General features: G+C 50.9%; 22 protein-coding genes. 12 read left to right on the top strand and 10 right to left on the bottom strand.

What is annotated here, in order from left to right; translation table 11 throughout:
* Positions 1-36 precede the first annotated feature (36 nt).
* Positions 37-822 carry a phosphatidylinositol-specific phospholipase C/glycerophosphodiester phosphodiesterase family protein gene (locus tag BLQ88_RS14950; protein ID WP_090151358.1) on the bottom strand — a complete coding sequence of 262 codons (786 nt, stop codon included), beginning with the start codon at positions 820-822 and terminating at the stop codon, positions 37-39.
* A gap of 200 nt (positions 823-1,022) precedes the next feature.
* On the opposite strand from BLQ88_RS14950, the gene BLQ88_RS14945 reads away from it, so the two are divergent.
* The gene (locus BLQ88_RS14945; RefSeq protein ID WP_090151356.1) at positions 1,023-2,714 is read left to right on the top strand and encodes an amino acid permease; all 1,692 of its coding nucleotides are present in this window, start codon (positions 1,023-1,025) and stop codon (positions 2,712-2,714) included.
* 46 nt (positions 2,715-2,760) lie between these two features.
* Here the strand turns inward: BLQ88_RS14945 and BLQ88_RS14940 are convergent, their stop codons facing one another.
* The 3 genes from BLQ88_RS14940 to hxpB form a co-directional block, all read right to left on the bottom strand.
* On the bottom strand, positions 2,761-3,189 hold the full coding sequence (locus BLQ88_RS14940) for a hypothetical protein (protein ID WP_090151353.1): 429 nt from the start codon (positions 3,187-3,189) through the stop codon (positions 2,761-2,763).
* A 304-nt stretch (positions 3,190-3,493) separates the two neighbouring features.
* Complete coding sequence (locus BLQ88_RS14935; protein WP_229212705.1) at positions 3,494-4,807, bottom strand: sensor histidine kinase; 1,314 nt, start codon at positions 4,805-4,807, stop codon at positions 3,494-3,496.
* Positions 4,808-4,862: 55 nt separating this feature from the next.
* Positions 4,863-5,537, bottom strand: coding sequence for a hexitol phosphatase HxpB (gene hxpB / locus BLQ88_RS14930; RefSeq protein ID WP_090151348.1), 675 nt, complete (start codon positions 5,535-5,537; stop codon positions 4,863-4,865).
* A gap of 176 nt (positions 5,538-5,713) precedes the next feature.
* On the opposite strand from hxpB, the gene thiM reads away from it, so the two are divergent.
* The 6 genes from thiM (at position 5,714) to BLQ88_RS14900 (ending at position 12,086) form a co-directional block, all read left to right on the top strand.
* Complete coding sequence (gene thiM / locus BLQ88_RS14925) at positions 5,714-6,502, top strand: hydroxyethylthiazole kinase (RefSeq protein WP_090151343.1); 789 nt, start codon at positions 5,714-5,716, stop codon at positions 6,500-6,502.
* A 4-nt stretch (positions 6,503-6,506) separates the two neighbouring features.
* A complete protein-coding gene (gene thiE, locus BLQ88_RS14920) occupies positions 6,507-7,157 on the top strand; it encodes a thiamine phosphate synthase (RefSeq protein WP_090151340.1) in 651 nt (216 codons plus the stop codon).
* Positions 7,158-7,223: 66 nt separating this feature from the next.
* Positions 7,224-8,045, top strand: a complete 822-nt coding sequence (gene thiD, locus BLQ88_RS14915) for a bifunctional hydroxymethylpyrimidine kinase/phosphomethylpyrimidine kinase (protein WP_090151337.1) — start codon at positions 7,224-7,226, stop codon at positions 8,043-8,045.
* Positions 8,042-8,692 carry a thiaminase II gene (tenA, locus tag BLQ88_RS14910; RefSeq protein ID WP_090151333.1) on the top strand — a complete coding sequence of 217 codons (651 nt, stop codon included), beginning with the start codon at positions 8,042-8,044 and terminating at the stop codon, positions 8,690-8,692. Before thiD ends, tenA begins: the two co-directional genes overlap by 4 nt.
* Positions 8,693-8,981: 289 nt before the next feature.
* Positions 8,982-11,297 (top strand): TonB-dependent receptor, encoded by a 2,316-nt coding sequence (locus BLQ88_RS14905; RefSeq protein WP_090151330.1) that lies wholly within the window; start codon positions 8,982-8,984, stop codon positions 11,295-11,297.
* A 288-nt stretch (positions 11,298-11,585) separates the two neighbouring features.
* Entirely contained in the window at positions 11,586-12,086 is a 501-nt protein-coding gene (locus BLQ88_RS14900; protein WP_090151327.1) for a pyridoxamine 5'-phosphate oxidase family protein, read from the top strand.
* 72 nt (positions 12,087-12,158) lie between these two features.
* Here the strand turns inward: BLQ88_RS14900 and BLQ88_RS14895 are convergent, their stop codons facing one another.
* A complete protein-coding gene (locus BLQ88_RS14895; protein ID WP_090151324.1) occupies positions 12,159-12,701 on the bottom strand; it encodes a YciE/YciF ferroxidase family protein in 543 nt (180 codons plus the stop codon).
* A 217-nt stretch (positions 12,702-12,918) separates the two neighbouring features.
* Here BLQ88_RS14895 and BLQ88_RS14890 point away from each other — a divergent pair, with 217 nt between their 5' ends.
* Entirely contained in the window at positions 12,919-13,836 is a 918-nt protein-coding gene (locus BLQ88_RS14890; RefSeq protein WP_090151590.1) for an LEA type 2 family protein, read from the top strand.
* Positions 13,837-13,953: 117 nt separating this feature from the next.
* Here BLQ88_RS14890 and BLQ88_RS14885 read toward each other — a convergent pair whose 3' ends face one another.
* Together BLQ88_RS14885 and BLQ88_RS14880 are read right to left on the bottom strand one after the other, a co-directional pair.
* Positions 13,954-15,900, bottom strand: a complete 1,947-nt coding sequence (locus BLQ88_RS14885) for a glycoside hydrolase family 127 protein (protein ID WP_090151321.1) — start codon at positions 15,898-15,900, stop codon at positions 13,954-13,956.
* Between the two features lie 83 nt (positions 15,901-15,983).
* A complete protein-coding gene (locus BLQ88_RS14880) occupies positions 15,984-17,354 on the bottom strand; it encodes a sigma-54-dependent transcriptional regulator (RefSeq protein ID WP_090151318.1) in 1,371 nt (456 codons plus the stop codon).
* A gap of 373 nt (positions 17,355-17,727) precedes the next feature.
* On the opposite strand from BLQ88_RS14880, the gene BLQ88_RS14870 reads away from it, so the two are divergent.
* On the top strand, positions 17,728-18,975 hold the full coding sequence (locus BLQ88_RS14870) for an efflux RND transporter periplasmic adaptor subunit (protein ID WP_090151312.1): 1,248 nt from the start codon (positions 17,728-17,730) through the stop codon (positions 18,973-18,975).
* A 79-nt stretch (positions 18,976-19,054) separates the two neighbouring features.
* Here the strand turns inward: BLQ88_RS14870 and BLQ88_RS14865 are convergent, their stop codons facing one another.
* On the bottom strand, positions 19,055-19,414 hold the full coding sequence (locus BLQ88_RS14865; RefSeq protein ID WP_090151309.1) for a four helix bundle protein: 360 nt from the start codon (positions 19,412-19,414) through the stop codon (positions 19,055-19,057).
* Positions 19,415-19,500: 86 nt separating this feature from the next.
* Here BLQ88_RS14865 and BLQ88_RS14860 point away from each other — a divergent pair, with 86 nt between their 5' ends.
* The 3 genes from BLQ88_RS14860 (at position 19,501) to BLQ88_RS14850 (ending at position 23,478) form a co-directional block, all read left to right on the top strand.
* Positions 19,501-20,178 (top strand): ABC transporter ATP-binding protein, encoded by a 678-nt coding sequence (locus tag BLQ88_RS14860; RefSeq protein ID WP_090151306.1) that lies wholly within the window; start codon positions 19,501-19,503, stop codon positions 20,176-20,178.
* Positions 20,179-20,349: 171 nt separating this feature from the next.
* A complete protein-coding gene (locus tag BLQ88_RS14855; protein ID WP_090151303.1) occupies positions 20,350-21,033 on the top strand; it encodes a hypothetical protein in 684 nt (227 codons plus the stop codon).
* A 12-nt stretch (positions 21,034-21,045) separates the two neighbouring features.
* The gene (locus tag BLQ88_RS14850; protein WP_090151300.1) at positions 21,046-23,478 is read left to right on the top strand and encodes an ABC transporter permease; all 2,433 of its coding nucleotides are present in this window, start codon (positions 21,046-21,048) and stop codon (positions 23,476-23,478) included.
* 1 nt (position 23,479) lies between these two features.
* Here BLQ88_RS14850 and BLQ88_RS14845 read toward each other — a convergent pair whose 3' ends face one another.
* A complete protein-coding gene (locus BLQ88_RS14845; RefSeq protein WP_090151297.1) occupies positions 23,480-23,908 on the bottom strand; it encodes a PIN domain-containing protein in 429 nt (142 codons plus the stop codon).
* Positions 23,886-24,113 carry a hypothetical protein gene (locus BLQ88_RS14840; RefSeq protein WP_090151295.1) on the bottom strand — a complete coding sequence of 76 codons (228 nt, stop codon included), beginning with the start codon at positions 24,111-24,113 and terminating at the stop codon, positions 23,886-23,888. Before BLQ88_RS14840 ends, BLQ88_RS14845 begins: the two co-directional genes overlap by 23 nt.
* Positions 24,114-24,136: the final 23 nt, after the last annotated feature.

Here is a 24,136-nt window from a genome sequence, read left to right as displayed (position 1 = left end):
GAAAAATTATCCCTGGCCGTATTTTGTTTTGTAAAACTACCGTGGAGCAGTACGGAGGTAGTCGCCGAGCTCGCGGACTTTGTCGGTGTTGAGGTAATCGACGCCGAGGGCCATCATGGTTTTCCAGGAATTGATATTGTCGGGCGTGGCCCATATCCGTACCTTCTTGCCCATGTCGTGCACATCGTTGATCATCTTCTGGATCTTCTTTTTATCCTTTTCCAAAAGAGGCCCTTCACCATTCCATTTGGAATACTGCTGAAATGCCTGGCTGACCAACCCCACATGCGCCATTTGCGCAGGGGTGTAAACTTTCTCGGGGCGACCGTCGAAATAGATGAAGTTGGGGTATTTTTCAAATAAAGAAGGATCGGGAACATTGCCGCTGACGACGATTTTGACGCTACCCGTCGGCGCGAAGATGTTTTTGTGCGGTTCCAGTAACTTGATCAGCGCTGCCAATGTCGGCTCGCCTTCCGTTTTGAGGTCGATCAGCAATTGCAGCGGCACGTTGTCCTGCGTATAAATGCGTCCGCCGTTCTGTTCTGTTTTTTGAAGGATCGGAAGAAGGTACAATGCCGTGAAAGTACGGTTGGGACGAATGTCTTTGAGGTTGTGGGCAACAAAAAGGGTGTCGTTGACGAGGAAAACATCAGCCTCCACCGACCCGAACTGCTGTTCGTAGGCATCCTCAAGCGGGCGCGCCCTTTCATAATCATTGTGGGAATGTGCCTGGGCGGTGGAATAGGATTTAACACCTTGGGCTGCAAGGAATTGAATGGACAGGATGAAGCTGATGAAGCATGTAGTGATTCTTTTCATGGGCAAATTAGCGGAACGGAGTAACGGGGATCATTTCGATAACGCAATCATTCCCTGTTTGATTTCCCTTTCGAAGAATTTTCTACGGATTTTTTGGGATAAAAGGAACAAATTTTCAGGCGATGCCGGGATCGTTTTAGAATATCATTATTTTTAGCCCTGCTTATTACAAACTTGATACCTGATAACTAGACGCCTGCATGAGCCAGAATTCTCCGCTTTTCCGAAAAAAATCCGTCGACCAAATTCTGAAAGATGCCCATGCGGGAGGTGAAGGGGGCCTGGCCAAAGTGCTCGGTGTGCGCGACCTGGTGTCGCTCGGTATCGCGGCCATTGTAGGCGCGGGGATATTCAGTACCATCGGTTTGGCGAGCTACAATGGTGGCCCGGCGGTATCACTGCTCTTCGTTTTTACGGCTATTGCCTGCGTATTCACGGCGCTCTCGTATGCGCAGTTCGCGAGCACGGTGCCCGTCTCCGGGAGCGCGTACACGTATGCGTACGTGGCATTCGGCGAGTTGTTCGCGTGGATCATCGGCTGGGCGCTCATCCTCGAATACGCTGTTTCCAACATGGTGGTGGCCATTTCGTGGTCGGAATATTTTGTAAGTATGCTTAAAGGTTTCGGTATCACATTGCCCGGCTGGCTCACGATCAACGGTGAATCGGCGCGTGAGGCATTTCTGAAACTGCAAAGCTCCGGCGCGGCACAGTTGTCGGATTATGAACGGTTTGCAGCTTCGGCATACGAGTCGGCACCTACCATCGGTGATATTCATATTCTCCTCAATTTGCCTGCTGGCCTGGTGACATTGCTCATTACGGCATTAGTTTACGTCGGCATACGCGAGTCGCGGACGGCGAGTAACATCATGGTCGTGCTCAAAGTAGCAGTGGTATTGCTCGTAATTCTGGCGGGTGCATTTTATGTAAAACCTGAAAACTGGTCGCCCTTTGCACCCAATGGCGTGAAAGGCGTGCTAAGCGGTGTGGCGGCCGTATTCTTCGCATTCATCGGCTTCGACTCCATATCCACCACAGCCGAGGAATGCCGCAACCCACAGCAGGATATGCCCAAGGCGATGATTTACTGCCTGGTGATTTGTACCGTATTATATGTATTGATTACGCTCGTGCTCACGGGAATGGTGAACTACACCGAGCTGAAAGTGAGCGATCCGCTGGCATTTGTATTCCAAAAGAACGGCCTGGATTTTATGGCGGGCGTGATTTCCGTGAGCTCGGTCATCGCGATCACCAGTGCATTGCTGGTGTACCAGTTGGGCCAGCCGAGGATCTGGATGACGATGAGCCGCGACGGATTGCTTTGGAAACGGTTTGCCAAAATCCACCCCAAATACCAGACGCCGTCCTTCGCCACGATCGTCACAGGTTTTGTAGTGGGTATTCCCGCATTGTTCTTCAAAATGGATTTCTTCGTCGACCTGACGAGCGTGGGAACATTCTTCGCATTCATCCTCGTATGCGCCGGCGTGTTGTACCTCGATCATAAAGGCATTTCAGCACGTTCCAAATTCCGCGTGCCTTATATCAATGGAAAATTCCTGGTAGGCGGGTTGTTTTGCCTTGCCGTCATCGGCCTGCTGACGTACGGCAAAGGTGTAATTGTAGAATGGCGGATGCTTAGCTTCGGAGAGATCATGGAGCACAAGCTGCTGACGATCATTTTCTGGATCACCTGGTGTACGTTGTCGATTTTGAGCTACCAGCACAACTTCTCCGCGCTACCCGTGGCCGGTATTCTCACAAACCTGTACCTCATGACCGAACTGGGCGCTTCAAACTGGCTGATCTTCGTGATCTGGCTGGCGATCGGGCTCGTTATTTATTTCAGTTACGGGTACAAACAGAGTAAACTGGCACAAAAATAGGGAAGCCGAGGGGCCTCCCTTCTATTTCATATGGTTGCTTAACCAGCTACTTCCGCTCGATTTTTAACTGTATCGAATACTTTTCTTTGGTCCTGGTCGAATCGCCGAACTTCGGATAAGGATTGACGGCGACGAGCACCAACTTATATTTTTGTCCTGCAAAAGTCTTTTCCAGCGTATCCGAGCCCGTCTTGGCATCGCAGGTACCGAGGCACATTTTGACATGCTCCATAAGGCCTCCCTCGGTGGTGACGCCCGAAAGCAGCAGATCCACCGCGGCACGCCCACCCCAGATACACGTCACACCGTCGGGGCAACGGCTGTCTTCCACATCGAAAAACGTCAGCGTTGCGGCCGGAACATCATTCAGCACGACGGTTTCCTTGTATTTGATACCATCTTCCCGCTTATCCACACCGGTACTTTTACACGCCACCGCTATCGCGGCCAAAAGCAGGAATACATACTTTTTCATGGGATTGTATTTAGGTTTGGTTGAGGACAATGTGGCGGGAGGGATGGTTGTAACGTTTGGTGTTTTTTGACCGCCGACGGCCGACCGCTGACCGCCGATCGCTTGTATCGTGCAGCGGTAACGAGCTTGTACTGTGATTAACAGACTGAAAGACCGATAATCACCAATCGACTGCCGACCGCTGACCGCTGACCGCCGATCGCTTGTGTCGTGCAGGGGTAACGAACTTGTACTGTGATTAACAGCCTGAAAAACCAATAATCACACAACCAATCGGCGGTCGGCGGTCGGTGGTCAGCGGTCCCTAAAACACCAACGTAAACACCGTCCCCTTCCCAACCTGCGACTCGACGTTCAACTGGCCGTTGTGCTGCTGTAAAATCTGGCGGGAAAGACTTAGGCCGATACCGGAGCCGGTTTTTTTGGTGGTATAAAAAGGAATGAAAATGTTCTCCAATGCTTCGGGCTCGATGCCGTCGCCATTATCGGCTACTTCGATCATCACCGTGCCGTCGAGCTGGTAGGCCGAGAGGGTAATGAGGCGGTCGGTTTGGTGCGAGAATGCCTCCGAGGCATTTTTAATGAGGTTAATCAGCACCTGCTGGATCTGGCTGGCATCGGCTTTTACGGTGAGGGTGTCGGGTTTTACCGACAATTTCCATAGCACGCCGGATTGCGTCAGATCCGTTTGGAGCAGTTGTATTACTTCCTGCAAAAGCTCGGCCACTTCCAGGCTGGCGAAAACGGGTTTGGGTAATGTCGTGAAATCGCGGTAGGCATTTACGAACTGCATCATGCCCTTACTGCGCTTTTCGAGGGTTGATAATGCTTCTTTCAGGTCATTGACGGCCTCCTGGTCGTTCGTGGAGCGCTCGATATCCTCGTTCACGATCAGGCGCATTGTGCCCACGAGCGACACGATCGGCGTCATGGAGTTCATGATCTCGTGCCGGAGCACGCGGGTGAGGTTTTGCCAGGATTCGATCTCCTGCTGCTGCAACTCGGTCTGAATGTTTTGTAATACTACAATTTTAACCCACATCCCACGGAGCTGAATGGCGGCCGCCTGTAATGCGAGGGGCTGGTCGTTGGGTGTGCGGTAAAGGTCGCGGACGCCGGTGTCGAGGTCGGAAAGCAGGTCGTAAAGGCGCGGGTGCTTTTCTTTGAGCTCGATGAGCTGGTGCAGACGGTAAATGCCCAACATGCGGAGCGCGGCGTTGTTGATGAGGTTCACCTGCCCATTAGCGTCGAAGGTAATGAGGCCGGTCCCGATGTGCTGGACAATGGTATTCAGGTATTGCAGATTGGCTTCCTTCTCTGCACGCGCCTGCCTGAATGCGAGCAGCACTTCATTGAACTGCTGGTTGAGCTCCTTGAACGTCCGGCCCATTTTGTTGTCGGAACGGAAGTTGATCGTGAAATCCGAATACCGCACCGATTCCAGAAAGTAGGTCAGCTTTCGGTTGACGTTCGTCACATACTGGTACAGCAGCGACCCCTGTATGAATATGAAAATGGTACCCAGGATATACACCAGCGTTTCGTTGGTGTGCCTGGATGCCAGCCAGGCGAGGGCGATGACGCTCAGGACAATCACTATTATCCTGATCATAATCATAATACTGAAATGCCGGAGTCCGATCATGCGGGGGTCAGCGGGATAGGGTCGAGGTTTAGTTTTCGATCACACTTTGCGGCACACCCGACATTTCGCTGAGTATGTATTTTTCGAGCGAGGGGATCTTGTAATGTGCCATATCAAACTTTTTATCTTCAAAAACTTCCGCGGCAGGCACCGAAATGGTGATCATGCCCGCTGCATGTGCGGCGCGCAGGCCTGCGTGAGAGTCTTCGAAAGCAATGCATTCTTCGGGTAAAACGCCGAGTTTTTTGGCGGTAGTGAGGTACACCGCCGGATGCGGCTTGGTGTGTTTTTCCAGCTCGCCGGAATGCCAGGTGTCAAAGTAGTCAATAATTTCCAGTCTTTTTAACACACCCTCAATCAGGTGCATATGCGAAGCCGATGCGACGGCCAGTTTCAGGCCCTGTTTTTTCAGCTCCTTCACCAGCGTAATGGCTCCCGGCATGGCTTCGGCGGTGGCCAGGATGTCGTGATGCGCTTTTTCCAGAATTTCCTTTTCAAGCTCTTCGAAAGAGGGTGTATTCCAGGGCTGGATTGTGTGGCAAAGATCGAGAAATAGCTTGATAGACAGCCCGGTACTTTGAATGCGCAGTGCGTCGGTAATTTCAAAATTTACTTTTTGCATGACAGAACGCGCCGCTTCCGTCCACATCGGTTCGGAGTCGATAAGGAGGCCGTCCATGTCGAAAATTGCTGCTTTAATCATAATCAGGTGAGCGTATGGATTTTTGATAACCACCCAAAACTACTACATTCGTCGGTGATGGAGAAAGGAAGACGGAGAAAGGGACGAAAGGGAGGATGGAGGAAGGGGAAAAAGAATTCCTTCGTCCCTTTCCTCCCTTTCCTCCTTCCTCCCCCAAATGGTAAAAATCAACCCCAATGGTAGAAACAAACCTCGAAAAACTGCGTGCCACGGCTCCGCTGGTTCATAATATTACCAATTTCGTCGTGATGAACTTCACGGCCAATGCATTGCTGGCGGTGGGTGCGTCGCCCGTGATGGCGCATGCGGTGGAAGAGGTGGAGGATATGGTTTCGATCGCGGGAGCGCTGGTGGTGAACATCGGGACGCTTTCGGCGCATTGGGTGGAAGCGATGAAGCTGGCTATGAAAAAAGCGGCCGAACTCGGCAAGCCCATCATCCTCGACCCAGTAGGAGCAGGTGCAACGCCCTACCGCAACAAGGTACTGACCGAACTGCTCGAAATTGCTCCCCCGACCATTATCCGGGGCAACGGCTCCGAGATCCTTGCATTGGCCGGCGCCAGTATTCAAACCAAAGGTGTAGACAGCACCGCCGACTCGACGGATAGCATTGGCGCCGCGCAGGCGCTGAGTGCACGCTTCGGCGCGGTTGTGAGTGTGAGCGGGGCGGTGGACGTGATCGTGCAGGGCAGTCGCACCGGCTGGGTTTCCAATGGCGTTCCGCTCATGACCAAGGTTACGGGAATGGGCTGCGCGGCATCTGCTATTGCCGGCGCATTTGCGGCCATTTGCGGCGATCCGTTCGAAGCGGCGGTTTCGGCGGCGGCAGCGATGGGTGTTTGCGGAGAGCTGGCCTACCGCGACGCGAAACTGCCAGGTTCGTTTCAGATTGCTTTTCTGGATAAATTGGCCGAGGTAAGCCCGGCGCATTTGGGGGAATTGAGTAAGATTAAATTTGAGTAATAATATGTTGAATCTCGAACTGTATCTGGTAACCGACGAAGCCTCATGCCTGGGCCGCGACTTTTTCTGGGTCGTGGAAGAGGCTGTGAAGGGTGGCGTTACGATGGTGCAATTGCGGGAGAAATCGCTTTCAACCCGTGCATTCATCGATCGCGCGAAACGTCTGAAAAGCCTTTTGGAAACTTATAATGTCCCTTTGATAATCAACGACCGTGTGGATGTAGCCTTAGCCGTGGATGCGGATGGCGTGCATATCGGGCAGAGCGATATGCCTTTTCAAACGGCCCACAGGTTGCTTGGAGAGGGCAAAATCATTGGATTATCGGCAGAAAAACAGACCGATATACTCGAAGCGGAACATTGGAACCTATCCTACCTCGCCGTGAGCCCGCTTTTTGCGACTCCGACGAAAACCGATACCGAGATGCCCTGGGAGCTCGAAGGCCTGCAATGGGCCCGTCAGCAGAGCAGGCATCCGCTCGTAGTGATCGGAGGGCTGCACACGGATAATGCGCACGAGGCAATATCGAACGGCGCAAACGGCATTGCCGTAGTGTCGGCGATATGCAGCGCACCATCGCCGCGCGAAGCCGCCGCAGCGCTCAAAAAGGTTATTCAGGATGCGATCCTCTGGCCGGCTTCGAACAACACCTGACCAATTCCTGACAACAATACCTGACCAACACTACAACCACACCAGAAAACAGCCAACCACATTCCTATGAACCGTTATCCTACTGTACTCACCATTGCCGGATCCGATAGCGGAGGTGGCGCAGGCATCCAGGCCGATCTCAAAACGATCGCCGCACTGGGCGCCTACGGAACTTCGGCCATTACCGCGCTTACTGCGCAGAACACGCAGGGTGTGCGGGCCATCCATCCCGTGCCGCCGGCTTTTTTGCAGGAACAGTTGGAGGCTGTTTTTGAGGATATTACCGTCGATGCCGTGAAAATCGGGATGGTGAATACCGCGGAAGTGGCGCATGTGATCGCGGAGGCGCTCGATCGTTTCCGGCCACCGTTTGTCGTTTTCGACCCGGTAATGGTGTCTACCAGCGGTTCCAAACTCATTCAGGACGAGACGGTGGCGGTGCTCTGGAATGAGCTTTTTCCCCGCGCCGACCTGATCACTCCTAATCTGGACGAAGCGGAAATACTCATCGGCGGCCAGATCCGCACCCCCGCGACCATGAAAGGCGCAGCCATTCAAATGGTAGAGAGGGGATGTAGAGCGGTGCTGCTGAAAGGCGGTCACCTCGTGGCTCCCACCATTTACGATGTGCTGGCGCAACGAGGGCAGGAGCCGCTAATCCTTGAATCGGACTATATCGAGAGCCGGAATGTCCATGGCACGGGCTGCACATTGTCATCGGCCATTGCTACCTACCTGGCCAAAGGCAATTCGCTTGCGGAGTCGATCATTTTCGCGAAGGAATACATTGCGGGCGCCATCCGGGAGGGTAGGGACGTCGTTACCGGACATGGCCCAGGTCCATTGAACCATTCATTTTCACCACTTTCCATGCAGATTATATCATGAAATTTACCGACCTGCTCTGGGCCGAGGCATTGCCGATATTTGAAAAAATAAAACAACACCCATTCAATCAGGAGCTTAAAGAAGGCACGTTACCCCTCGAAAAGTTCAAGTTCTACATTTACCAGGATTCCCTCTACCTCGCCGATTTCGCCCGCGCATTGGCCGTGGCGGGTACCAAGGCAGGCAACAGCCACGAACTGCTCGATTTCCTCCAATTTGCCCAAAACGCCATCCTTGTAGAGCGGGCATTGCATTTAGGTTATTTCAAAGAATATGTCATCGATTACCAATCGGGCAAAGCGCCGGGCTGTTTTGCCTATACCAATTATCTGATGGCAACGAGCGCGTTCGAATCCTACGAGGTGACGGTCGCGGCATTGCTTCCCTGCTTCTGGATTTACAAACAAGTCGGCGATTACATTTACGCGAACCAGGCCACTCCGAATCCCTACCAAAACTGGATCAATGCCTATGCAGGCGAAGATTTCGCCCATTCGGTGCAGAAGGCGCTGGACATCTGCGACCAGTTGGCCGAGAATGCTTCGGAAGTAACGCGAGCCAAAATGATCGAAGCATATATTACCGCATCGCGGCTCGAATATGTGTTTTGGGATAGCGCTTATCGGTTGGAGGAGTGGAAGGTGTAGCATAATTGACCGCCGACGGCCGACCGCTGACCGCCGACTGCCTGAAAATCGGAATTTGTAAATAAGTCAAATGCAGTTTGGCACAATAGACGCGATCGACGGCCGACCGCTGACCGCCGACTACCTGAAAATCGGAATTTGTAAATAAGTCAAATGCAGTTTGGCACAGTAGACGCAATCGACGGTCGGCGGTCAATGGTCGGCGGTCAAAAAAACCATTCAAAAATTTTTTCAACAAATTTTTAGGGGCATTCACCGCTGAGTTGTCAGAATTGCAAAACAACCAGCCATGAAAAAATTTATCTTGACCTTAATGGCCGGGGCCGTGAGCGCCCTGGCCTTTGCCCAGCCTGCCCAGACCGTCAAGGGACGCGTCGTTGATACCGAATCACAGCAACCGGTGATCGGGGCGAATGTGATTGTGACTTCCGTAACGCCCATTATCGGTGGCGTGACCGATACCGAAGGGAATTTCCGCATCGAGAAAGTGCCTGTCGGCCGCCATTCGTTTAAAATTACCAGCATTGGATACGACGATGCATTCGTGCAGGAAATCAATGTCGGCTCGGGGAAAGAAGTCGAGTTGAATGTCAAGCTGACCGAGTCATTCCGGGCTCTGAATGAGGTGGTTGTAAAGGCGCAGAAAGAAAATGGCGCGCCGCTGAACGACATGGTGAGCGTAAGTGGCCGGTCGTTTACGGTAGATCAGACAAAGCGTTTCGCGGCTTCGGTGAACGACCCGGCACGGATGGCGATGTCGTTTGCCGGCGTGGCGGCGACGGACGACGGCAGCAACCAGCTCATCATCCGGGGTAATAGTCCGAAGGGAATGTTGTGGCGCATGGAAGGCGTCGAAATCCCTAATCCGAACCACTTTTCGCAGGAAGGTGCCAGCGGCGGGGGCATCAGCGCATTGAGTGCCAACGTGCTGGGTAACTCCGACTTCCTGACCGGCGCGTTCCCCGCAGAATATGGTAATGCCACTTCCGGTGTTTTTGACCTCAAACTCAGAAAAGGTAACAATGAAAAACGCGAATATGCGATGCAGGCCGGCATTCTCGGGCTCGATTTCGCTGCCGAAGGCCCCATTGGCCCCAAGGGCGGCGCTTCTTATCTGGCCAATTACCGCTATTCTACGCTGTCAGTTCTTAATAAAATCGGGGTTAATCTTAATGGCGATGCTTCGATTGATTTTCAGGATGGCGCTTTTAAAGTATATATTCCTTACGACGACAAGGTGGTGGTAAGCGTATGGGGAATGGGCGGTATCAGTACGTCGAAGGTCAATGACGACGATTGGAAGGAGACATTCAAGTCGAACCGCGGGATGGTGGGCGTGAATTATCTCCGGTATATCAACAGTAAATCTTACATGGAAAACATCGTTTCGTACTCGGCTACGAGCCAGACAGGTGATTTCTATGATAAAAATATCGATGCTACTTATCAACAAAAATTTGTAAATCAATCACTTAGGCTCTCCTCCTTATATAATTACAAACTCAATGCACGTAACACGGTGCGGCTCGGCGTGATCATCAACCACCTGGATTTCAACCTGTACGACAAGGACAATGAGGACGGCCCCTATGAAGTGAATGTGGATCGGAAAGGGAACACCCAACTCTTACAGGCATATGCGCAATGGAAGTCGCGTTTAACACCTACCGTTACCTTGAATGCAGGATTGCATGGCATGTTGCTCGCATTGAACAATCACTATTCGATCGAGCCGCGTGTGGGTGTGAGATGGGCGGTAGCGCCGCGTTCGACGGTGAGCCTGGGAGCGGGTTTGCACAGCAAAACGGAATCGATTTCGACCTATTTCGCACAGGTTAAAGTTTCCGATGACAAGACCGATTTACTCAATAAAAACCTCAAACTGACCAAATCGGCACATTTGGTGGCGGGTTACGAGTTCAGGCCGTCGGCGAGTTGGCGGGTACTTGCGGAAACCTATTACCAGCATCATTACAATATCCCGATCGGCCCCGCGAATACGACTACGCCCTATTTGCTCCACAACTCGCAGTTGAACGAGATCAGCGGTTTTGTAAGCGATTCACTCACGAGCGATGGCAAGGGAAGAAGTTACGGTCTGGAACTGACGGTCGAGAAATCACTCACGGCGGGCATTTACCTGATGAGTACGACTTCATTGTACCAATCCAAATACACGGGCCGCGATGGTATCGAGCGCGACAGCCGCTTCAACGGCAAGTATGTGCAAAACTTCCTGGCAGGTAAGGAATGGCGGGTCGGCAAGAGTAAAACCAATATTTTTGCAGCAAATATAAAGCTGTTGGCGGCTGGCGGTAACCGTACCACGCCCATCGATCTTGAAAAATCGAGAGAAAAAGGCCGGACCGAGCGCGATTGGACACGAAGCTATTCGGAGCAACTTCCAGCCTATTTCCGCACCGACCTCCGCGTGAGTTATACCAAAAACAAAAAGCGCACAACCTCGACTATCTCGCTCGATATTCAGAATGTGACCAACAGGCTGAATGCATTCGATCGCTACTACAACAAGAAAGAAGATCGGGTGAAGCTGATTACCCAAACCGGAATGCTGCCGATCCTGAACTATCGTTTGGAATTTTAATGTCGACCGCAGACCGCCGACGGCTGACCGCCGATTGCATTTTTGCTACGGTAGTGGTCAAGTGTGGTCAGATGTTGTCATGCTTGGTCAAGTGTGGTCAGATGTTGTCATGCTTGGTCAAGTATAATATTTCAATGACTATTCCTGACTACCCATGACAACTCGGACTATGGTCGGCGGTCAGCCGCCGACCGTCGGAAACTGTCGCCTCCACAGACCATCTTTGGAACAGTTGTTTTACAGATTTGGATTCAAACCAAAATTTCAACAGATCTAAAAACAACGGTTATGGAAAAGGATTTTGAAGATAATCAGGCTATTAAGAAACTGAAATCGCTGGCGGAGGATATCCGGTTCTGCATGTACACGACCATCGAAGACAGTAAAATCGTGTCGCGGCCGATGACCACGCTGGATATCGACCAGGAAGGCAATGTATGGTTCTTCACCAGTCGCCATACAGAACTGGTCAGAGATGCGCGGCACGGTGACCCGGTGACATTGATTTACTCGGACCCTAAAAACAATACTTACGTCAGCGTATCGGGCACCGCGTCGATCGTGGAGAGCGAGCGGCGCAAGGATGAGTTGTGGAACCTGATGTCGAAAGCCTGGTTTCCGGGCGGGAAAGACGATCCGGATCTGGCGGTACTGAGGGTTACCACTCAAGAAGCCGCGTATTGGGATAGTACTTCTTCCAAAATGGTCGTATTCTTCTCGATGCTTAAAGCGGTTGTCACCGGTACGACACCTGAAGGCGGCGATCATGGCAAGTTGAATCTGGTGTAGATGTTATATTGAATGCAAAAGAGGCGGCCGGGAATCCCGGTCGCCTCTCTGCTTTATAAAAGGCAGAAGCCTCTACTCTACACTTGCTTCCTCGTTCACGTAGGCTTCTGCCAGTTCGGTGAGCTTGTGGTCGGTTTCACCTTCCTGGTCAAGCGTTTGTTGCAATAGGTCGGCTACGTCGGAATGGCCGAGCGTGCGTGCAATGTTGCGCAACGTGCCATATGACGCGATTTCATAATGCTCTACTTTTTGTGCGGCCATGATCAGCCCGCAGTCCCGTACCATCGTACCCTTGTCGGTGCTTTCGAGTATTTCGTTTGCTTCTTCGATAAGCCCTTCCATCGCTGCGCATTTCTTGGCCTGCGCTTTTTCGCCGATCATTTCAAATACCTGTTCCACCGTTTTGGCGTGCTGCTCGGTTTCGGTAGTATGTTGTTCGAACGCGGCTCTCAACTCTTCGGAAGTCGCGTTTTTCGACATTTTAGTCAATGCTTTGGCGAGGTGCTTTTCAGCCCAGTAAATGTCTTTAAGCCCGTCTACAAACAATTCTTTCAGTTTTGCGCTGTCTGTTTCAGTGATTTGCTTGCTAGCTGTTTTGCCTTTTGTCGCTTTCATGATAATGATGTTTTAATGGTCGTGGTATTGTTGAGATTGATGGCGATTCTCGCCGATTTGTCGCATCGCTTTTAAAAATCCGTACCAAAAGCAAAATCACGCTTGCCTGAAAACTTTGAATGTGCTTTGAAGACATTCCTACACATATACGTGTGGCGCGGGCACAAAAGTGATGGGAACGCTTTTTGAAACAGAGGTACATCAACCAACCGACACCATGAAGAAAAGGAAGCCATTTAAACTGATCATCATTATGCTGCTGCTCGTCGGCGTCGCTATTGCGGTGTGGTACTTTTTCAAAAAGAGCAAACCCGACGCGGTCACCGGCCTGAAACCGCACGTGGAGATGAGCATTGCCCGCATCAGCGACGTTACGGATAGCACCATTAAAATGGAGCTTAAAACGCTCGTGTATAACCCGCTGCCGGTGGGGATGCATTTGAAAAACATCGATTATGTGGTGAAAATGAATGGTAAAACGATCGTCGAGGATCATTACCGCAAGCCGCTTGAAGTAAATGCAGCGGACAGTTCGCTACTGACGTTGCCTGCTAAAATAAAGATCCGCAACCTGCGCGTGGAAGGTGACGAGGAGGCGGGCAAAGGCGAGGACAGTGCCGATTACCATTTCAAAACGATCCTTCATTTTGAAAAATCGTTTCTGGGAAAAGACTCCCTCGTACTGGACATGGACAAGCGCCTGCCGCTTTACCGGCTGCCGATGGTTAAAATGGCGGGTTATGATTTCAAAAAGCTGGGTTTAAAGGAATCCGACATTGTGGTGAAAATTGAGGTAACCAATCTAAATCCTTTTTCACTGGAATTCCAGGACCCGAGATATGTGATGGATTTGGGTAAACAAAAACGCTTCGCGGAAGGGGCTGTGAAGGGTATTACCAAAGTGAAATCGAAAAGCAAGGACGTTTATGAAATCCCGCTGGAAGTGAGTTTGGGGAAAGTAATTAAGGCGGGCGCTCAAATGCTCACAAAAGGCAAAGAATTGCCATTTACATTCTATTTCAAAAGTAAAATCAAATCCGAAAACGAGGTGCTGAATAACAGCGATATCAACCTGATCATGGACGGGGAGTTGAAGGATGTGGAGACGTTTCAGAAGAATTTGGAGAGGAAGTGATGGTTGACCGCCGACGGCCGACCACCGACCGCCGATCACATGTTATCAGCATTCTCCATCGTCCCCAGTTCGCGATCGGCAGTCGGCGGTCAGTGGTCGGCGGTCAAACTTCAAACATCACTCCTTGCCAAACCAAATCGTCATCTCATTCGCGCCGCGGTTGGCCCAGGCGTAGTAGGGGATCAATGTAATGTTCTGCTCTTTGGATTTAAGCACATTAATGCCACCCAGCATTTCCTTCTGGTAAGTGGGAGCGAATTCCTGGGTTCCGGACATTTTGATCGCGAGCGCTTTGCCGCCGTTGTCGTGCCCTTCGGCACAGTAAAGTACCGGCCCGCGCTCAATCGCGACTTTTCCCTGGTTGCCTTTCAGTTTGTCATTGGCAATGACGCGCCGCACCGGCATATCCAGCACGAGTTCGATCACATCGCCTTTTTTCCAGGTGCGGTTGAGTTTCAGATAGCCGTTTTCTATGGTCGCTTCTGATTTTTTACCATTGATGGTCAGGTCGATGGGTTTGGCGAGCTTGTCTTCATAGCTGTACAAATCGCCGGGAATGGCCTGTCCATTTGCCCAGCCGGGAATGCGGATATGCAACGGGAATACGCCGCTTTTTTCAGGATCGACCTGAATGCGGATGTTGCCCTGCCAGGGATATTGCGTCTGCTGCGTAACCTGCACCGGTGTGTTGGGAAGCGTGATATTCGCTTTCGTATCGCCAAAAAGGTTGATCACCAATGCATTTCCCTGCGTAGCGTACATATATGCGGGCATGGAAGGCAGGAATCGTGAAACGTTCGTCGGGCAGCACGCCGTACCGAACCACTCGTGCCGAACCGCGCCGGAACCTTTGTTGAAATCGTTTTTACCGTCCGATGCCATCGGATTTACGTAAAAAAATGTGTTGCCTTTAACACCCATGCCGCCCAGAAAACCATTGTACAGCACGCGCTCGAACACATCCATGTACTTGGCCTCGCCGGTGAGCAGGTACATTTTGTGGTTCCAAAACATATTCGCGATGGCGGCGCAGGTTTCGGCATAGGCATTGTCGTTGGGCAAAATATAGGGCTTGTCGAAAGCTTCGCCGTCCTCACGGGCGCCCATTCCGCCGGTTACGTATTGTTTTTGATAGGTAGCGTCATCCCAAATCGCATTTACGGCGGCTTGGTCCTTCGGGTCCGGGCGGAGTGTGAGCAGGTCGGCTACGCCCGTGTACAGGTATTGCGCCCGCACCGCGTGCCCGACCGCCTCGCGCTGGCGCACAAAGGGCACCTGGTCCTGGAAATAGGAGGGACCGAGCTTGTGCTCGTCGAGGAAGAGCGTGCGCTTGTCGGAGCGGCCACGCATATCGATAAAGAATTTGGAAAGATCGAGGTATTCCTTTTTGCCCGTCACGCGGTAGAGGCGGATCAATGCGAGCTCGGTTTCCTCGTGCCCCGGTACCACCACCATTTGTCCGGGTTTGGGGCCAATGGTTTTGACCAGATGGTCGGCATTCTTGATGGCCACATTCAGTAAAGTCTTTTTGCCCGTCGCTTCATAATGCGCAACAGCGGCCTCGTACAAATGGCCGACATTATATAACTCATGACTTCCATTCTCGAATGAATAGCGATAAGGCCCGGCGATCCAGTCGTAGGAGCCGGTGGTGTCCTTGTTGATGGTGCGGATCGTGTACAGATAGCCATCGGGTTCCTGCGCGGCGGCGAATAAGGTGATCAGCGAGTCGAGGTAATGGTCGAGTTTGGGATCGTATTGATTTTGAAGTACATAAGAAGCGCCTTCCACGACTTTGAAGACATCGGAATCATTGAAACGGGCCCCATTGAACGTCCCCTTTTTCAACCCGCCGGCTACCGCGAAATTATCGAACCGGCCCGATTCCTCGCATTGGTGCAATGCATGAGGCACCGTCACCGCCCGCGCCAGCTCGACGCGATCGTGCCAGAAACCCTGGGTAGTTTTAACGTTTTTCAGCGGAACGGGTTGGATACCGCCGGTTTGAGCAACTAGGAAATGGGAGAAAAAAACGAGGATGAATATGGGAAGTGATTTGGTCATCGGAAGTACAAAGTTGTTGAGCTTTTGAATTAATTAACCCAAAAAACATGCCAAGTTCGTACTTCCGTGCCGTCTTTTAACGCTTACAGACCGTATTTTTCCATCCTGCGGTACAATGCTGCGCGGCTGAGTCCCAGCTCACGGGCCGCATCGGTGATGTTTCCGTTGAAGCGTTTCAATGCTTTGATGATCATCGTTTTTTCCATGTCTTCAAGGTCGAAGCCGGTGGCGGTAGCAGGCTGCCCGGCCGAACTTTTGAGGAAAAGATCATCAGGTTGCAAGGTTTTTTCCTGCGAAAGGATCACCGCACGCTCTACGGCGTGTTGCAGTTCGCGGATGTTCCCGGGCCAGTTGTACTGCTGCATTTTCTTGACCAATGCATTACTGATATCGTTAACGGGACGGTTATACTTTTTGGCGTATTGTTTGAGGTAATATTCGGCCAATGCGCTGATATCCTCGGGCCTGTCGCGCAGGGGCGGCAATTCGAGCTCGATGGTATTGATCCGGTAGAGCAAATCCTGGCGGAATGTCTTGTCGGTCACCATCTTTTCGATATTCATATTCGTTGCGCAGATCAGGCGGACGTCGAGCGCAATGGGCTTGTTGGAGCCCACGCGCGTTACTTTGCGTTCTTGAATGACGGTGAGCAGCTTGGCTTGCAGGGGCAATGTGAGGTTACCGATCTCGTCGAGGAAAATGGTACCGCCTTTGGCTTCTTCAAAACGGCCTGCGCGGTCTTCTTTCGCATCCGTAAATGCCCCTTTCACATGCCCGAACAGCTCGCTTTCGAAGAGCGTCTCGCTGATCGCACCGAGGTCTACGGCTACGAATGGTTTGTCGGAACGTTTGGAATGCTGGTGAACGTGCTTCGCGAGCTGCGTTTTACCGGTACCGTTCTCGCCCAGGATGATCACATTTGCATCGGTTGCGGCTACGCGCTCGGCGGTAACCAGTACCTGCCGCATACTCTCACTGGTGGCCACGATGGTATCGCCTACGGCCTTATTGTTCTTCTTACCGTCGTCTTTGGATTTTTCCTCGGCCACGGGCAGCACTTTATCCTTCCCGCCTTCGAGCGCTGTGCTGATCGTCGCCAGCAGCTTGTCGTTTTCCCAGGGTTTTAGCACAAAATCGATGGCACCGGCTTTGATCGCCCGGATGGCCATTTCTATATCACCGTAAGCCGTGATCATGATCACTTTCGCGGCCGGATTGATATCCAGGATACGGTCCAGCCAGTGAAATCCTTCGCGCCCGCTGTTTACGTCGCGGGTGAAGTTCATGTCGAGCAGGATCAGGTTATAATCGCCGTTGGTAACGAGGAATGGCAGTTTTTGGGGATTCTTTTCAATGTCGACTGCTTTGGCGTGTCGTTTCAGTAAAAGTTTGGCGGCACTAAGCACGTCAACATCGTCGTCGATAATCAGGACTTTGGCTTCTGATAGTAGCATGGCTGTTATTTCTTGTGGTGCGCAGGCGGGTTGACACTGCCGGATAGGGACTTAACGCAATTGTTTGTCAAGATAAGGACGCAATTTGAAATATTATTTTATAACAAGCTAAAATGTCACTATTTTACCTTAAAAAGGCGGCTTGAAAGCCTTGTCCGCGCCCGAACAAATTTGTCCGATAACGAACAATATTAGTGGTCTTCTTAATTTGAATGGTATTGATTTTCAAATGATTAGATAGCGTTGCCTTCTTTGGCATAGTGATTGGATTAGTAAAGCCAAATACAAAGGCGAACTCAATCACTAGCATATAATGGAAGTTAAGACACCTAACTCGACAAGCACCAGCAACGGATTTTCCGGAGGATCAACAATGGACCGAGTCAAACCGAAGAAATTCTGGAATACCAAACGCATCAGCATCATTGGCGGTAGCGTTTTGCTGGCGGCTTTCCTGATATACCAGTTCTTTTTTGCCGATAAAAGAAGCAAACTGAACGTAGAGCAGGACAAACTGACGATATCAACTGTCCAAAAAGGCAAATTCGACGAATTTATCGTCGTAACCGGGGTAGTTCAACCCCTTAAAACCATCCAGCTCGATGCGATCGTAGGTGGATATGTGACAGAGAAACTGATCGAAGGCGGTAATATGGTGAAACAGGGCGACGTACTGCTTCGCCTCGAAAACCAGAACCTGAAACTGAGCTTCCTCCAATCGGAAACAGAGGCCAGCCGATTGGTAAACGACCTTCAAAATACGCGTCAAAACCTGAAAGTAGCGCGATTTACACTCCAAAAGACATTAAGCGACCTCGATTTCCAGCTTGATCAGGCGAAAGATGCACACGATCGTAATGTGAAATTGTATAAAGACAAAGTCATTCCCGAGGCCGATTACCTGAAAACAAAACGTGATTACGAAAAGCTGGTCAGACAGCGCGAAATCGAAATCGAATCGCAGAAATACCAGGAAGAAAACGCTAAAATGCAGATTAACCAACTGGAAGGAACATTGGCAAGCACGCAGAAAAACGTGAGCCTGTGGCGCCAGACATTGGATAACCTCGTGGTGAAAGCGCCGGTATCGGGTCTGTTGTCTTCCATGAATATCGAAGTCGGTTCGAATATCAGCCAGGGACAAAACATTGGTCAGATCGACGATTTGAATGGTTTTAAAATGCGTGTCAGCGTAGATGAGCACTATCTGTCGCGGATTTTCGTCGGGCTGAGCGGCTCGATGGAATTCAACGGAAAAGATTACGGCTTGAAGATCATCAAGATATATCCGGAGATTTTGAGCGGCCGTTTCGAAGTGGATATGAAGTTCGACAATGGCGCACCGGAACTGGTGAAAAGAGGCCAGTCGGCTCCGATCCGTCTGCAACTCGGCCAGCCTTCGCAGGCTACATTGCTGCCGGTGGGCGGTTTCTTCTCCGAAACAGGCGGAAACTGGGTGTATGTGGTAGGCGACGGAGGCAAACGTGCCGCGAAACGTAAGATCACATTAGGCCGCAAAAACCCTGAATACTTCGAAGTCCTCGAAGGTTTGGAGCCAGGTGAAAAAGTCATCACCAGCTCTTATGAGAACTTTGGGGATAATGAAGTACTGGAATTTTAGTAGAGGGAGGAAGGGAGGAAGGGAGGAATGGGAGGATGGAGGAAGGAGGAAGGGGAGGAACGGTGAGTTGTAGTTGAGCTTAGAAGTTTGTTTCTCTTGTCTTGATCAGGTTTTGAATCATTGCAGATAGATGGCGGCTTTTATTGATGAGTTCTGTTCCTTTTTCCTCAGTGATCAGGCCGGTTCCCTTGGCGATGTAAATTTGAGTTCTCAGTTCACCGGACGACCCTTTTGCAATTCTTAAGAAACGTATAAACTCTTTGTTAGAATGGCGCTCGAAACCCTCAGCAATGTTAGACGGAACCGATACCGCGGCCCGGCACATCTGGTCTTTAAGGCTAAAATCGCGACAGGTACCGAGCGATTGATAAACATGGATGGATAGATCAATTCCATCCTGCCAAACCTTTAAATCTTCGAATTTTTCAACTTTTGACATAACTAGCAGGATTGATGAAAGATAAGGGCAATAATAACCATTTTCCCCTTCCTCCTTCCTCCCTTTCCTCCAACACCTAGAACAAAATGATCAAGATTAACAACATGCACAAGGTGTTTTCTACCGAAGAGGTGGAAACAACTGCCCTCAACGGCATCGACATGGAGATTAAAGATGGCGAGTTTGTAGCCATCATGGGACCTTCCGGTTGCGGGAAATCGACGTTGCTGAACATCCTCGGGTTGCTCGACAATCCCAGCGAAGGTTCCTACGAATTTTACGGCACGGAAGTGGCCAAAATGTCGGAACGCCAGCGCGCGCAGATCCGCAAGGGTAACATCGGTTTCGTATTCCAGAGTTTTAACCTGATCGACGAGCTGACGGTATATGAAAACGTGGAGCTGCCATTGCTGTACCTCAAAACCCCGCCGGCAGAGCGCAAGGAAAAAGTGGAAGCAGCTTTGACCCGCATGAATATGATGCACCGCCGGAACCACTTCCCGCAGCAGCTATCGGGTGGTCAGCAGCAACGTACCGCCATCGCCCGAGCCGTAGTAGCCACTCCGAAGACGATCCTGGCCGATGAGCCGACAGGTAACCTCGATTCTAAAAACGGGGAAGAGGTAATGAACCTGCTGAGCCAATTGAACAGCGCCGGAACGACGATCCTGATGGTAACGCACTCGCCCTACGATGCCGGTTTCGCTCACCGTGTAGTGAACCTGTTCGACGGCAAGATCGTGACTGAAAAAATACATGTTTAGAAATCCTCCGGCTATTGACGACTAGCGCGGCTTTTAGCAGGAACCTTGATACGGGGGCAGGAGCTCCCTGAAACGCAATGTGGGGACCTTGGCCAGGCGCCGCCAGCAGGGCGCGCCGCCAACCGGGTGACAAGTGCCAAAGCTAGTTTGAACAATATGCCAAATCTAACCATGAAGAAAATCCTAACCATCCTGTTGGCCGGCGTGAGTACGCTGGCCATTGCCCAGAAAAGGGCTTACCTGAGCAGAAGTATCGACGACGACGGCAAAAAGCTGTCTATTAAAGTATCCGGCACGCTCGACGGCAAAGACGTCGATATTAACAAGACATTCGATGTGGAAGGTATGAGCCAGGAAGACCGAGAGGCGCTGCGCGACAAGGTATTGTCGTCCATTGCCGAGGGGAATCTGGAATTACCGGCGCCGAAAGCGCCTTGTAAAGAGTCTGTTGCAGTGGCTACTCCTAAACCCAAGCATAAACTCAAACCCAAATCACCGGTACCGCCTGTTGCACCTGAGCCATCGGCTGGTGAGTGGTCGGACGACGACGCATCGGCAGACGAACCGGAAACCATGGCATTTTCTTCTAATGAAATGAATGCGGAAATGGTATCGTCCGGCAAAGGGTTTATCAAAGAGCCGGTTTCCAAAGATCCGAAGGGCTTCACCAAGCATGTACGCTACAACTCCGAAACGGGTGAAATGTTTGTCAAATACCGGTTCACGAAAGATGGCGACGAGTACATCTATGAAAAGACCGTGAATGCGGCGGATAAATCGGAGAAAGAACGGTTGAAAATTATTGAAAAATTTGAAAGCGAAATGGGCTTGCCGGGCAACGGCATGGAGATGTAAACGCTCGAATTAATGCTGAAAAATTACCTGAAAATTGCCTGGCGGAATCTGCGTAAACACAAGTTTTACACGTTTCTGAACATATTCGGTTTGTCCCTTGGGCTGGCAAGTTGCCTGCTTATTACGCTTTATGTGGTGGACGAGCTCAGTTACGACCGTGCGTTTGCCAATGCCGATCGTATTTTTAGGATCAATGCAGATATCCGTTTCGGCGGTGCGGACATGGCGCTGGCAGTAGCGCCGGACCCTTTGGCATTCACATTGAAAAAAGATTATCCGCAGATCGAACAGGTAGTGCGCATGCGCGAAAACGGCAGCCAGCTGGTTCGCCGCGCCGATGCGACCGATAATTTAAAAGAGGAACACGTTTTCTTCGCCGATTCCACATTCTTCAAAGTATTCTCTGTACCGCTGCTCCAAGGTGATCCAAACACGGCTTTGCGTAACCCGCAAACCGTGGTAATTTCGGAAACGGACGCCCGGAAGTACTTCGGCGACACAAACCCGATGGGCAAGGCGCTGATGGTGGACAATAGCGCTGCGTATACGATTACCGGCGTTATGCGCGACATCCCCGCGCAGTCGCACATGCGGGATGTGAATATGCTGCTCTCCATGAGTTCAACCGAGGAAAGCAGGAGCAATGCGTGGGGCAGCCATAACTTCAACACCTACATTCTTTTCCGGGAAGGCGTTAATGCAAAGCAGTTTGAGCAGCATTTTGAAACTGTTTTACAAAAATATACTTCCAAATGGATCCAGAGCTTTTTGGGCTCGACGCTGGAAGAGGTCCGGAAATCGGGGAATTACCTGGTTTACACCTTAATGCCGCTTGCGGACATTCATTTGCATTCCGACCGCACGGCAGAGATTAATGCAAATGGTAATATCCAATACGTTTACATTTTCGGCGTCGTAGCGGTCTTTTTGCTTGCTATCGCCTGTGTCAACTTTATGAATCTCGCCACGGCCCGTTCGGCCAACCGGGCGAAGGAAGTGGGCGTACGTAAAGCTTTGGGCTCCGAGCGGTCATCATTGGTGAGCCAGTTCCTGACAGAGTCGATCATGCTCAGCTTCCTATCGCTTGCGCTAGCGATCCTGATCGCATACATTGCATTGCCGCTATTCAACAGCCTGGCGAGCAAGCAGATCCAGTTTCCCATCGCGAATGCATGGTTTTGGTCGGTGTTGCTGCTTACCGGCGGCATTGTCGGCGTGCTTGCGGGCAGCTATCCTGCATTCTTCCTTTCGGCATTCCAGCCATTGAAAGTGCTTAAAAATACCATCGAGCTGGAAGGCAGGGGGAGCGGATACCTGCGGAATGCATTGGTAGTATTCCAATTCGTAATTTCGGTGATGCTGATCGTTGGTACTGGCGTTATCTACCGCCAGCTCAACTATATTCAAACCAAGAAACTCGGCTTCAACAAAGACCAGATGCTGATTGTGAACGACGCCTACGCGCTGGATAATCAGGTAAAAGCATTCAAAGAACAGGTTTTGCAACTGCCTAATGTGGAAAGTGCCACGGTAACCAGTTTCCTTCCCACGCCTTCGTCACGGACCGACCATACCTTTTTCCCGGTGGGCCAAATGCAGCAGGACAAAGGCCTAAACATGCAGAAATGGTCCGTGGATTATGATTTTGCGAAAACAATGCAGCTGCAAATGGCAAGCGGGCGTGCATTCGACGAATCGTTCCCGTCGGATTCTACCGGCATTGTGATCAATGAGGCGGCCGCAAAAGTACTGGGCTACCCCGATCCGATCGGTAAAAAGATATTCGGTTATGAAGATGCCGCATTAACCAAGCGGGTCGACTATACCATCATCGGAGTGGTGAAAAACTTCCATTTCGAATCGCTGAGGAAGAACATCGGCGCATTGAGCCTGATCCTTTATAAAAGCTCCGGCTCGGTGGTGTTCCGCATGAAAGGCGGCGATGCGCCGCGTACCGTGGAGCAGGTAGCGGCGCTTTGGAAGAAAATGGCGCCCGGCCAGCCGTTCAACTACCGGTTTATGGATCAGGATTTTGACAACGTTTATCGCAGCGAGCAGCGGGTAGGAGAGATATTTATCACCTTCGCCACCATTTCGATCCTGATCGGCTGCCTGGGTTTGTTCGGCTTGTCGGCATTCACCGCGGAGCGCCGCACGAAGGAAATCGGTGTCCGGAAAGTACTGGGCGCGAGTGTGGGCAATATCGTAGCATTACTATCCAAAGAATTTATCAAACTCATCATCGTTGCCATTCTCATCGGCAGCCCGATCGCCTGGTTTGGCATGAATCACTGGCTAAGCGATTTCGCCTACCACGTCGACCTGGCCTGGTGGATGTTCGCCGCCGCCGGTTTGCTCGCAATCGTGATCGCATTGCTCACCGTAAGTTTTCAAAGTGTAAAAGCCGCGCTGATGAACCCGGTGAAGTCGTTGAAATCGGAGTAGGTTATTGGAGTTCGAGGTAAGGATTGATGATAGTCAGCTGATTTTCGACGACCATATAATGCTGGAAATCTTCTGAATAAAGCACATTGCATCCGGCCTGTAATGCCGACGCGACGACAATGCTATCAAAAACCTGAAAATCGTATTTGAGTACAAGTTCGCGCGCCTTGAGAATCAGTTGGTGGTCCATTCCAACCACCATGCAACCTTCGGTAATTGTCAGGCAATGATTGATCAGTTGTAGTTTGGGCGCGCGAAGCAACCGGTTTAACACATTGAGATATTCTGAAATCACCTGACTCGAAACAACAGGTAAATTTTGAACAATCATTTTTGAAATCTCACTCTTAAACGATGGGATATCCTCATGGAGATAAACGAGAATATTGGTGTCAACAGCAATTCTGTCAGTCGTAGTTGTTTGCTTCATTCCTATCAAATTTCCAGTTAGTAAGGTCTACTTTCAGGTTGGATAGGGAATCGTTGATTTTTTGCATTCTGGTATCAATGTCGATCGGAGCGGCAGAGTCAACTTCAGCAGCAGTAACCTCAATTTGCTTTCCTACCATTTCTTTTGGCAGCGTCAGCACGTATGAGTCGGTTGTAGGGACGATTACTTTTCTGATCAGTTCCATAGTGTCTCAGTTATCGACAATCA

Origin of the sequence: Dyadobacter soli, assembly GCF_900101885.1 — a bacterium.
GTDB classification, from domain to species: Bacteria; Bacteroidota; Bacteroidia; order Cytophagales; family Spirosomataceae; genus Dyadobacter; species Dyadobacter soli.
The sequence above is the reverse complement of the archived record's forward strand: the minus strand, read 5'-3'. Positions and strand labels throughout refer to the sequence as shown.